Source organism: Variovorax sp. PBL-H6 (genome assembly GCF_901827155.1).
Classification (GTDB): Bacteria; Pseudomonadota; Gammaproteobacteria; order Burkholderiales; family Burkholderiaceae_C; genus Variovorax.
Window position 1 is genome coordinate 1,714,165 of the sequence record NZ_LR594659.1, and the last position, 10,842, is coordinate 1,725,006.

The 10,842-nt window shown below is 65.8% G+C and carries 12 protein-coding genes; 8 read left to right on the top strand and 4 right to left on the bottom strand.

The features are described 5' to 3' along the window. Positions 1 to 35 precede the first annotated feature (35 nt). From G3W89_RS08170 to G3W89_RS08200, 7 genes are all read left to right on the top strand, one after another. Positions 36 to 770, top strand: coding sequence for a Sua5/YciO/YrdC/YwlC family protein (locus tag G3W89_RS08170; RefSeq protein ID WP_162573605.1), 735 nt, complete (start codon positions 36 to 38; stop codon positions 768 to 770). Positions 771 to 779: 9 nt separating this feature from the next. Further along, on the top strand, positions 780 to 1,775 hold the full coding sequence (locus G3W89_RS08175; protein WP_162573606.1) for a Bug family tripartite tricarboxylate transporter substrate binding protein: 996 nt from the start codon (positions 780 to 782) through the stop codon (positions 1,773 to 1,775). 235 nt (positions 1,776 to 2,010) lie between these two features. After that, positions 2,011 to 3,153, top strand: coding sequence for an ABC transporter substrate-binding protein (locus G3W89_RS08180; protein ID WP_162573607.1), 1,143 nt, complete (start codon positions 2,011 to 2,013; stop codon positions 3,151 to 3,153). 41 nt (positions 3,154 to 3,194) lie between these two features. Further along, positions 3,195 to 4,070, top strand: coding sequence for a branched-chain amino acid ABC transporter permease (locus tag G3W89_RS08185; RefSeq protein ID WP_232076411.1), 876 nt, complete (start codon positions 3,195 to 3,197; stop codon positions 4,068 to 4,070). Beyond that, positions 4,067 to 5,089 carry a branched-chain amino acid ABC transporter permease gene (locus G3W89_RS08190; protein ID WP_162573608.1) on the top strand — a complete coding sequence of 341 codons (1,023 nt, stop codon included), beginning with the start codon at positions 4,067 to 4,069 and terminating at the stop codon, positions 5,087 to 5,089. The genes G3W89_RS08185 and G3W89_RS08190 overlap by 4 nt, the downstream gene beginning before the upstream one ends. Next, positions 5,086 to 5,883 carry an ABC transporter ATP-binding protein gene (locus G3W89_RS08195; protein ID WP_162573609.1) on the top strand — a complete coding sequence of 266 codons (798 nt, stop codon included), beginning with the start codon at positions 5,086 to 5,088 and terminating at the stop codon, positions 5,881 to 5,883. The genes G3W89_RS08190 and G3W89_RS08195 overlap by 4 nt, the downstream gene beginning before the upstream one ends. Continuing rightward, positions 5,876 to 6,613 carry an ABC transporter ATP-binding protein gene (locus tag G3W89_RS08200; protein ID WP_162573610.1) on the top strand — a complete coding sequence of 246 codons (738 nt, stop codon included), beginning with the start codon at positions 5,876 to 5,878 and terminating at the stop codon, positions 6,611 to 6,613. The genes G3W89_RS08195 and G3W89_RS08200 overlap by 8 nt, the downstream gene beginning before the upstream one ends. Positions 6,614 to 6,631: 18 nt before the next feature. Here the strand turns inward: G3W89_RS08200 and G3W89_RS08205 are convergent, their stop codons facing one another. From G3W89_RS08205 to G3W89_RS08215, 3 genes are all read right to left on the bottom strand, one after another. Then, the gene (locus G3W89_RS08205) at positions 6,632 to 8,995 is read right to left on the bottom strand and encodes a hypothetical protein (protein ID WP_162573611.1); all 2,364 of its coding nucleotides are present in this window, start codon (positions 8,993 to 8,995) and stop codon (positions 6,632 to 6,634) included. Positions 8,996 to 9,165: 170 nt separating this feature from the next. Further along, on the bottom strand, positions 9,166 to 9,357 hold the full coding sequence (locus G3W89_RS08210; protein WP_162573612.1) for a hypothetical protein: 192 nt from the start codon (positions 9,355 to 9,357) through the stop codon (positions 9,166 to 9,168). Positions 9,358 to 9,527: 170 nt separating this feature from the next. After that, positions 9,528 to 9,716: a hypothetical protein gene (locus tag G3W89_RS08215; protein ID WP_162573613.1), complete on the bottom strand. Its 189-nt coding sequence runs from the start codon at positions 9,714 to 9,716 to the stop codon at positions 9,528 to 9,530. A 381-nt stretch (positions 9,717 to 10,097) separates the two neighbouring features. On the opposite strand from G3W89_RS08215, the gene G3W89_RS08220 reads away from it, so the two are divergent. After that, on the top strand, positions 10,098 to 10,481 hold the full coding sequence (locus tag G3W89_RS08220) for a hypothetical protein (protein WP_162573614.1): 384 nt from the start codon (positions 10,098 to 10,100) through the stop codon (positions 10,479 to 10,481). A 25-nt stretch (positions 10,482 to 10,506) separates the two neighbouring features. Here G3W89_RS08220 and G3W89_RS08225 read toward each other — a convergent pair whose 3' ends face one another. Continuing rightward, positions 10,507 to 10,764 carry a hypothetical protein gene (locus G3W89_RS08225; protein ID WP_162573615.1) on the bottom strand — a complete coding sequence of 86 codons (258 nt, stop codon included), beginning with the start codon at positions 10,762 to 10,764 and terminating at the stop codon, positions 10,507 to 10,509. Between the last annotated feature and the right edge of the window lie 78 nt (positions 10,765 to 10,842).

Here is a 10,842-nt window from a genome sequence, read left to right on the forward strand (position 1 = left end):
CGATCGAATCCACCGCACCCACCGAAGGAGAAATCATGAGCAGACTCGACATTGCCGGCGATGCCCGGCGCACCATCGACGTGATCAGGGACGGCGGCATCGCCATCGTGCCCAACGACACGGGCTACGCCTGTTGCGGCTCCTCGATGGACCCGCTGAAGAAGATCTACGACACCAAGCGCCGCGGCAGCCACAAGCGAAACGCCATGGCGGCCGACCTCGAGACGCAGCGCGAACTGCATACGCTGCCGCCCCGCGCGCAGCAGATGGTGGAGGCGCTCGTCGTCGATCACGACCTGCCGCTGGGCGTGGTCGGCACCTTCCGGCACGACCACCCGTTGATCCGCAAGCTGGACGACGACGCCATCAAGGCGAGCACGGCGGCCGGCACGATCGGCACGCTGGTCAACGCGGGCGTGTTCCACGCGGAGCTCTGCCGCCTGAGCCGCGAGGAGGTGGTGCCGCTGTTCGGCTCGTCGGCCAACCTGTCGGGGACCGGCACTCGGTTCAGCGTCGAGGACATCCCCGATGAACTCAAGCAGATCGCCGACATCACCGTCGACTACGGCCTGCGCCGCTATCACATCTATCGCCGCGCCGGAACGCTGATCAACTTCGAGACCATGGAGGTGATCCGCATCGGCGCCTGCTATGAACTGATCTCGGGCGTTCTCAAGCGCTGGTTCGACGTCGATCTGCCGGCTGACCCGGGCGTCGATGCGCTGCCTTCCGGGCACCTCGACGAGTTCGCGTTGAAGAACGTCCAGTAGGTGGCCGCCATGCACGCAGCGCTCTTCGATCCGAGGCGCCGCTCGGCGCTTGCCGGCGGTGCAGCCGCGCTCGCGCTGGCCATGCTGGGTGGGCGCGCGCAGGCCCAAGCCTGGCCGAGCAAGCCCGTGCGCCTGCTGCTCGGCTACACCCCGGGCGGTTCTTCCGACATCCTGGCGCGCGAGCTCTCGGTGCCGCTGACAAAGCTGCTGGGCCAGCCGGTGGTGGTCGACTACAAGCCCGGCGCGAGCGGGACCATCGCCGCGTCGGAGGTCGCGCGGTCTGCGCCCGACGGCTACACGCTCGGGTTGCTCGACAACGCGCCCCTGACCATCGTGCCGTCGCTGCGCAACCCGGGCTACGACCCGGTCGCCGGCTTCACACCGCTCGCGATGGCGAGCCAGTTGCCGCAGGTGCTCGTCGTGCCGGCGGCCGGCGGCATTCGCAGCACGCGCGAGTTGATCGAGGCGATGCGCAAGGAGCCCGGCAAGCTGAGCTATGGGTCGGGCGGTGCCGGCAGCGTCAGCCACCTTGCCGGCGAGCTGCTCAAGCTGCGCACGGGCACCTTCGCCCTGCATGTGCCGTACCGGGGCGCCGTGCCCGCGATCACCGCGTTGATTGCAGGCGACGTGCAGTTCGCCTTCCTGACCTACACGGGCACCTCGTCCTTCATCGCGAGCGGCAGACTGCGGGCCATCGGTGTCAGCTCGCTGCAGCGGCTGCCTGCCATGCCGGATGTGCCGACCGTTGCGGAGAGCGGTGTTCCCAACTTCGATGCGCCGGGCTGGTTCGCGCTCATGGGGCCCGCGGGCCTGCCGCCGGCAGTGACCGCGACGATCCGCAAGGCGCTGGCCGAGGTGCTGGCGACTCCCGCGGTGGTCACGCGCATGCAGGAGCTCGGGCAGACCGTGGTCACCGGCCAGGCGGACGTCGGGCGGACCATCGCCAACGAACTGGCCATGTGGAAGCAGCTCGTCGCGCAGAGAAAGATCGTCATCGACGGATGAATCCGTCCTGCTCCGCTGCCGTGGGACGGAAGTCCACTGGGGATCTGTGTCTTCCAACGCGGGGGTGCAGGCGGAATGAACCGGGGGACCGGGGCATGGCCACGAGCGCTATCCCTCGTTGCGTGGAGTGAGTTCTTAACTATCATGTGACGAGAACGGCGTCCGTTTTGCAACCCCAGGCACAGGCTCGCAACTTGCTTGCATACTTGCCTTGCCCAAACTATTGGTGGAACCTTTGAGACCCTTTCATCGCCTCATCGCATCGCTCGTCGCAGCCGTGTCTTTCGGCGTCGCAGCCCAGACCGACAGCGCACCCATCGTCATCGGTTCCTCCATACCGCTCACCGGTGGGGTCTCCACCTTCGGGCAGCATTCGCGATGGGGCTCCGAGCTCGCCATCGCCGAGGCCAATGCGGCGGGCGGCGTGCTCGGCCGCAAGATCGAGATCGACTTTCAAGACAACCGCTGCAACCCTGCGGAGGCCGTCAAGAGCGTCACCAAGATGATCTCCGACAAGAAGTACGTCGCGATCCTCGACGGGCTGTGCAGCTCGGTGGCGCTCGCCATCATGCCGCTGGTCGAACGGGCGGAGATCCCGTTCGTGGTGGCCAACGCGTCGGCGACGTCCATCGCGGAGAAGTCAGGGGTGGGCGGCAACAAGTGGACCTTCAAGGTCAACCCCACCGACGCCAGCATGCTCGATGCACTGGTGGCCTGGCTCGCGAAGGACGGCAAGGCCGGCAACATCGCCTTCATGGGCGAGGACACCGACTTCGGCCGCGCCGGCTCGTCGGGTCTCGAAGGTGCGCTGAAGAAGCACAACCTCAAGCTGGCGAGCGTCGACTTCTTCCAGAAGGGCACGGCCGACTTCAGCACGCTGCTCGCCAAGATCAAGTCGAAGAAGCCGGCCATGGTCGCGATGTACGCCATCGATGCGGACTTCCAGAACGTGATGCGCCAGTGGTACGCCATGGGCGCCGGCATCCCGCTCACGGGCCGCGTGCTGGTCGACCAGGTGCCGAAGGAAATCCTGGCCACCGGCGCGCTCGACGGCACCGTGGCCGTGCAGCCCTACGACCTGAACGTGGACCTGCCGGCCAACAAGGCCTTCGTCGAGGCCTACCGCAAGAAGAATGGCGAGCCGCCCATCCTGGTGGGCTTCGAGTCCTATGAGACGACGCGGATCTTGATCGATGCGATCAAGCGGGCGGGCAGCACCGAGCCGGCGGCCGTGCGCGAGGCGCTGACGAAGACCAAGTACCCGTCGATCCTTGGCGCGACGCTCGAGTTCGACGCCAACAACCTGGTGCACAACAACGCCGTGATCCTTGGCATCCAGGGCGGCAAGGTCGTGGTGCTCGGATACAGCAAGACCTGAAGCTGGATTGATCGGGGCGCCGCGAGGCGAACAGGCAACGCGTGGAACTCAGCTTTCTCATTCAACTGCTCGTCAACGGTTTGGTCATCGGCGTGATCTACGCGCTGATCGCCATGGGCCTGTCGCTCATCTTCGGTGTGCTGGAAATCGTGAACTTCGCGCACGGCGAGTTCTACATGCTGGGAGCGATGCTCGCCTACTTCCTGGCAGGCCAGCTCGGTATCGGCTACTGGCCCACCATCATCGCCGTGGTGCTGGCGGCCTTCTGCGTGGGTTACGTGCTGTACGAAGCGCTGCTTCGCTCCGTCAGTGGCCAGAGCTTCGAGCGCAGCATCCTGCTGACCCTCGGCCTGTCGATGGTGCTGCAGAACGGGGCCGTCTATCTCTTCACCACCACGCCCAGGATGCTGCAGAGCAGCTACACCTACGCCAACGTCGTGCTCGGCGATGTCCGGGTGCCGGTGCTGCGGCTTTTCGCGCTGGGGCTGGGGCTCGCGGCCTTCGTGATGCTCTACCTGATTCTTCACCGCACGCAGGTCGGCAAGGCGATGCGCGGCGTGGCCCAGAACCGCGAAGCTGCGACCATGGTCGGCATCGACGCACGCGCCGTCTCGCGGCTGGCCGTCGCCATCGGGATCGGGCTGTCGGGGCTGGCCGGTGCGGCGCTCGCGCCGATCTACGCGGTGCATCCGCTGATGGGCTTCGCATTCGTGTTCAAGGCGTTCGCGATCATCATCATCGGTGGACTCGGGAACGTCTCGGGTGCAGCCATCGCGGCCGTTTCGCTCGGCGTTCTCGAAAGCCTGATCGGTGGCTTCCTGCCGCAGGTGATGGTCGACGGCTTCGCCTTCGGCGCGATGATCCTCATCCTGCTGATCAAGCCCGAGGGACTCTTCGGCCGCGGGGTGCGCGTATGACGCGGCCGCTTGCATGGCTGGCCGTCGTGGCCGGGCTGGTGGCGCTTTTCGCCCTGCCTTCCTTCACCGCCAATGAATACCTGCTGGCGCTCGGCGTCAGCTTCGCCGCCTTCTCGGTGCTCTCGGGCGGGCTCAACCTGGTGTATGGCTACACCGGCCTGCTTTCCTTCGCGCAGGTGGGCTTCTTCGGCCTCGGTGCCTACACGGCGGCGCTGACGGTCACGGAGCTCGGCTGGTCGCTCTGGTGGGGCGCGCTGGCAGGCGGCGCGCTGGCGGCGGCGGTGGGCCTGGGCATCGGCTATTCGTCGCTGCGGCTGTCGCGCCATGCGTTCGCGATCGTGACGTTGAGCTTCGCGCTGCTGTGCATGATCGTCTCTCGCGACTGGGTCTCGCTCACGCGCGGCGCCATGGGCATTCCCGGGCTTCCCGTGCCTTCGCTCGAGCTGCCCGGCGGCATCCACTGGCGGCTGAACAAGCCCTCGGATTTCTACTATCTGCTGATGGGCTTCGCAGTGCTGAGCCATGCGCTGATCTACCTGGTCGTGAGCTCGCGGCTGGGCCGTGCGCTGCGCGCGGTCAAGCTCAACGAACCGCTGGCGCAATCGCAGGGCATCAATCCGCTCGGCTACAAGCTGCTGGCGGTGACGCTGTCTGCCTTCCTGGCCGGTGTGCTCGGGGCCTTCTTCGTCTTCTACCTGACCATCGCCGACCCGTCGCTGTTCGACTTCTACTACACCGAAACCATGCTGATCATGGTCATCCTCGGCGGGCCGGGCAGCTTCTGGGGCGTGCTCTTCGCCACGGCCGTGCTGTCGGCATTGCCCGACCTGCTGCGCTTCACGACCGACCTGCGCATGGTGCTCTATGGCTTGATCCTCATTGTGGCGATGCTGGTGTTTCCAGGCGGCATCGGCGGTTGGTTCGAGCGGCGGCGCATCGCACGCTGGCGCAACCGGCCCTACGGTGATCCAGCCGACCGGACGGGCGTGGCCAAGAACCTCACGGAGGCGGGGCAATGAGCACCCATGCACCGCTGCTGGAAGTGCGCGGCCTCACCAAGCGCTACCTCGGCCTGACGGCGGTCGACCAGCTCGACTACCAGGTCGAGGCCGGCACCATCGTGGGCCTCATCGGTCCCAACGGATCGGGCAAGAGCACCAGCATCGACTGCATCAGCGGATTCCAGCGTGCCGACGAAGGCGCGTGGTTCCTCGACGGCGAGCCGCTCGCCGGCCTGTTGCCGCACAGGATTGCGCGTGCGGGGCTCACGCGCACCTTCCAGACAGTCCGGGCCTACGACGACATGAGCCTGCTCGACAACCTGCGCGTTGCCGCGCAGGAGAGCGATGGCTCCGGGTGGCTCGCTTCGCTGCGCCGCAGCCGCGCGGTGCGCGACAAGGAGGCCGCCGCCGCCCGACGGGGCCGCGAGTTGCTGGACACCGTGGGCCTGCTGGCCTATGCGGACGCGCCCGCCGCGATCCTCTCGTATGGCCAACGCAAGCTGCTCGCGATCGCCGCCAGCATGATGGCCCGGCCGCGCCTGGTGGTGCTCGACGAGCCCGTGGCCGGCGTCAACCCGACCATGGTGCGGCATATCGAAACCGTGGTGCGAAAACTCAACGCCGAGGGCGTGACGCTGGTGATCGTGGAACACAACGTCGACTTCATCATGAATCTCTGCCAGCGCGTCGTCGTCCTCGAATCCGGCCGCAAGATCGCGGACGGGGCGCCGGGCCTCATCCGCAGCGACCCGCGCGTACTCGCCGCCTATCTCGGCAAGCAAGCTGCCGAAGTCGAGGCCGCTCATGTCTGAGCCGCAGGTGCGCGAGCCCCTGCTCGAATTCGATGCGCTCTCCGCCGGATACGGAGACAACCCGATCGTGCGTGACTTCAGCGCCCGCATCGACACCGGCAGCATCACGACCATCATCGGCCCCAACGGTGCCGGCAAGTCGACCTTGCTCAAGGCGGTGTACGGGCTCAACCGCCACTTCGGCGGAAGCCTGCGCTTCGCAGGCGAAGCCATCGAGCAGCTGTCGCCGCAAGAGCGGCTCCGGCGCGGCATCGGCTTCGTGCCGCAGGGGCGCTGCAACTTCCCGCTCATGACGGTGCGTGAAAACCTGGAGCTTGGCGCCTACACGCTGAAGGGAGCCGCCGTCGCCCAGGCGATGGAGCGTGTGATCGAACAGTTTCCGATGCTCGGTGCCAAGCTCAAGGTGCTGGCCGGCAATCTCAGCGGCGGCGAGCAGCAGATGCTCGAAACCGCGATGGTGCTGGAGGCGCAACCCCGTCTGCTGCTGCTGGACGAGCCCTCGCTCGGCCTGTCCCCGGGCAACCAGGACCAGATCTTCGATTCCATTGCCACCCTGCGCAGCAAGGGCCTCACGGTGTTGGTCGTGGAGCAGAACGCGCATGGCGCGCTGCAGATTTCCGACACCGGCATCGTCATGGAGCTGGGGCGGCTCTTCCTGATGAAGAGCGCGGCCGAGGTGATCTCGGACCCGCGCATCAAGGTGGCCTATCTGGGCGGCTCGGCGGCCTGAGCCGCCTGCCCCCGCTTTTCAGTCCTCGGCCGGCACCGACTCGATGGTCGGCGTCACCCGGCCGGTCTTCTTCGGTGTCGCCGCCAGCATCGCGACCCGCGCCTTTTCTGCGCGCTCGGCGGGCAGCCGCGTGATACGGATGGTGCGCTCGACAAAGTCGTTCTCGTCGCCCTGGATCATCAGGTCGAGGAAGGTCGTGATGCCCTCGAGCTTGGTGCGCAGCGTCGCCTTCTCGGCATCCTTGCGGGTCTTGCTGTTGCTCAGCTGGGCCTGGATGGTGCGCACGATGCGTGGCGCGAAGTAGCGCGCGGGCTCGTCGTCGACCTGCACCCGGTAGGCGCCCAGCGGGTCCACGCCCTCGACGCACAGCGGTTGCGCACGGCACACGCTGACGGTGATCCGGGTCTCGCCCTCGGCCGCGATGCGCCGGGCATCGAGGACCACGATGCCCTTGTTGCTCGGCTGGCGCAGCAACGGCTCGTCCTGGTCCCGGTCGCTGAACTTCAGCGACACCTCGGCACCCGGCGCCAGTGGCGGCAGCGTGACGAATCCGCCAGCGGCCACGTGCACGAGCTCGTCCTCGTCCTGCCACACGCTCGCGAAGGGCCGCTTCTGCTCCAGCACCATGCCGGCGATGCGTCGCGCGGAGGGGTTGCGCACCGTCACCGACATGCCGTCCTCGCTCGTGAGCACGACGAGGTCCTCGTAGTCGGCCATGCGTTGGTAGAGGTCCCGTTGCGTGGCGATCCAGTAGTTGCTGCGCTCGGCCAGGTTGATGCAGTAGCGCACGTAGTCGAGCGAGCCCTTGCCGTCGTTGACCGACGGGTCGCGCGCCAGCTCAGGGTGGTACTGGAAGCTGTAGACGCCGTTCTCCAGCACGTCCTCGACGCCGCGCTGTCGCGCGCTGTGGCCGCCGAAGATGGTCTCGACGAGCTCGTACGCGGCGTCGTACTCGTGCGTGCGGTCCCACCCGCGCAGCGGTCGCCATTCGGCATCCGTGGTAACCACGGGGTGGAAGGGGTACCAGATGCCCGGCGTGGCGATGGTGCGCCGCAGGTCGGTGATGTAGGTCAGCTCCTTGCCGCCGATCGCGCCTTCGACCATCGCATTGGGGTCGCGCACCCCGTACTCGATCATGTGGTAGTAGCAGAAGGTGCACATGCCCAGCACGCTCTCGTGGTTCGCGTACAGGTAGTCCATCGCGTCGAGCGTTTCCGGATGCATGTGGCCGCCGGCATGGCGCCCGCAGGTGCAGACCGTGAAGCCGAGGCTTTTCTCGGCGTTGATCAGGTGCGTGAAGAGACCGGTCCCGTGGATGGCCGTGGGGGGGTCGCCAATCGAGCTGTCGTTGTGCAGCGCCGGCTCGATGAAGTTGTTGCGGGTCGTGCGGGCGACCCAATCCTTCGCCATGGGCTCGGTGATGTTGGTCGAGAAGCCCGGGTCCTCGATGTCGTAGCTGCCCGGGATCAGGTTCTGCAGCTGGTAGTCGAGCATCGTGTAGTCGCGCATGCCGTGGACGTCGTGCCGGAACGAGAGCACGCCGTCGTAGGTCCCGAAGGCGCGCAGTCGCGTCGACCAGAGGTCGGCCAACCCGACGTCGCGTAGCAAGCGGCGGATGAAGAAGAGCAGCGTGTCGCCCCAATGCGTCGGATTGGCCCAGTGCCGAACCGGCTCGACGTTGAGGTGAGCCTGCATCATTCCGCCGATCAGTTCGAACACCTGGTTGGCGATGAAGACCGTCCGGTCGGTGGTCACGATGCCGGGGCCGATCCGGCGCGAAACGACGGTCTCCGCATTGCTCAGGTCGCCCGCGAACGCCATCAGGTCCGCCAGCACCCGGCTGCCGGGGGACGGCGCGACGCGCTGCACGCGATGGCCTGCATAGCCGCTCACGTAGAGCGGCTCCCAGGCCGGACCCGAAAAAGGCGAGCCCTCGAGCCATTGCCAGCCGGTGTAGCCCTCGGCCTGGACCGACTCGATGGAGTGAAGCCCAAGCAGCGCCGGCGGCAGGTTGGTCTTGCCCGAGACGATCAGGCGGCCCTGCGTGCGGCTCAGCCATTGGGTGATGCGCGCGATGGTGGTGTCTGCCAGATGCGCCGCATTGGGGATCAGCAGTGCCCGGCAATCCGCCAACACGGATTCCTCAAGCGAGGCTTCTTCCACCAGGTCGTGCTTGAGGTTGCAGCGCGCCAGCAACAGGCCCGCTGCGTTGGGAGCGAGGTAAGCGTACTCGCCCTTGAGCCAGGTGCGCTCCTCGCCAAAGGCGCTGTCGAAGCGGTAGGTTTGGTTGCGCTCCGCGGCTTCACGCGCGTACGCGGCGCGGCTGGCTTCGCTGAATAGAACCACAATCCGGTGTCCGCGCGGACCGCGCCATGCATTCATTTGCTGCCTTCTCGAGGGATATGCGGACCAGGCTCTCGGACGATCCCGAGGGCATGCCGTTGGCAGTAAATACTAGCGCAGAGGCCATCGCGCAGCAGTCGTACCCGGCGCGCTGCGCCGATGCCGCCTCAAGATTGTGCGATGCGGAGGATGGCGATCCTCATCTCATCTCATCTCATCACCAGCACGGCCAGAACGGCGGCGACAACGGCCAAGGCGATGAATGTCAGGTTTCGACGCCAGCCCGCGGCAATCCTCTCGCGCTCCTGTTGACGTGCGTCCCAGAGCGCTTCCTGAAGCTGCGACGGACTGGTGTCGAGTTCTGCCTCGAAGCGGTTGTGATTGCTGATCTTGTTTGCCATGCCTTCAAACCTGCGAAAAGTTGCCAATGTCGCAAATTGTATCAATTAGTAGTACTTGATTTGGCAAAAAGGCGTGATGGATGTGTACTTTTTAACTATTTGCATGGACTGTCGGCGCGTGCAAATGCTGAGTACGCTGGCGTGCAACGCCATGGCCCACAGCTCGACTCTTACTCCGAGAGGAGCCTGACAACCCGACGGACTTCCATCAAGTAGTCCGGGGTGGTTGGCTCGAGCTTCAGTTCGGGAACCGGGCAGGCACGCTGTTCGGCTTGTGCGAGTCGCTGCAGATGATCGATCCATTGCCCGCGCGTGAGCGCATCGCGCCGCGCCCCGGCGGGTGTGACGTAGCCGCCCATGTCCGCTTCCGACTCAGAATCGGACGGAAGAGACGACGAGCGCCATCACGAGGGCCACGGCGCCGATGGATACGGCTTCAACCAGGCGTTCTCGAAAGGAGGCGGCGGGAGCTTGGGTTCTGAGGGGCTCCGGCGGAAGGCCGCCCGGGACTGTGACTTGGCTGGGGATCATCACCTGCACGCTTGTTGCTCCATGTCCTACGGTTGTGTCAGACAGGCACTATAGAGCAAAAGTGCTCGGTATGGGAAAATTTCACACGCCTTGAAGCCTGGATGTAACCCGAAGTAGTGCACCGCGGGAGAATCCTCGCGTCCGGGCCGAACCCGACCATGCGCTGGGCCATGGACCGACCCAGTCCGGCAGAAACGACGAGGGCACGAATGAACTCAAGAAGACGCGCCAGGCAGCCACGGCTGTTAGGCAAGGTCGCCGCAATCTCATCGATTCTGGCGCTCGGGTTGCTCGGCATGGATCTCATGTTTCCAACCGTGCCCGGGGCACCTTTCTCATCATCTCCGAGCGGGGAATTCCAGCGGCTGCTCCTGGTCGTCGCGCTGTTCGTTGCCCTGGCGTCGTTCGCCGGCGCGGTCGTCACGACCGTGCTGGCATGGCTGACGAAGTGGAGAGAACGGGAACAAGATGCGCCCTTTGCGCGCAATGCTCGCTTCGGACTGACTGCCGAACCTGCGAATGAGCGTTTGCGTGCGCTCAGGGCGGTGACGTTGGAAGAGATCCCGGTTCAAGAGCCCGGACACCCGTCCTGACGGCCTTCCGCCGCCGCAGCGAGGGCTAGTCCGGAACGAATCTGGACTTGAACTTCGCAACGTCGTCCAGCTGTTCCAGCGTCACGAGTTGGCCCATCTTGCCGTCGGAGAGCCGGCAGGCGGCGAAGAGGCTGTAGCGGCCCTTCAGGTCATAGCTCGGGAGGTCGATCAGCGCGTAGGGCTGCGGCACGAACACCTGGTGTTCGAACACGACCCGGTGCACGTTGCGTGGCGAAGGGAAGAGCTTGTAGTCGGCGGTCTCGAAGGACCTTGCAGTAGCCATTCGCAATTCTCGCTCCATCGCAGCCTCGCCGGAGTTGTTCGGCCGCTGTGCAAATTCAGGTGAACATTCGATCCGGCT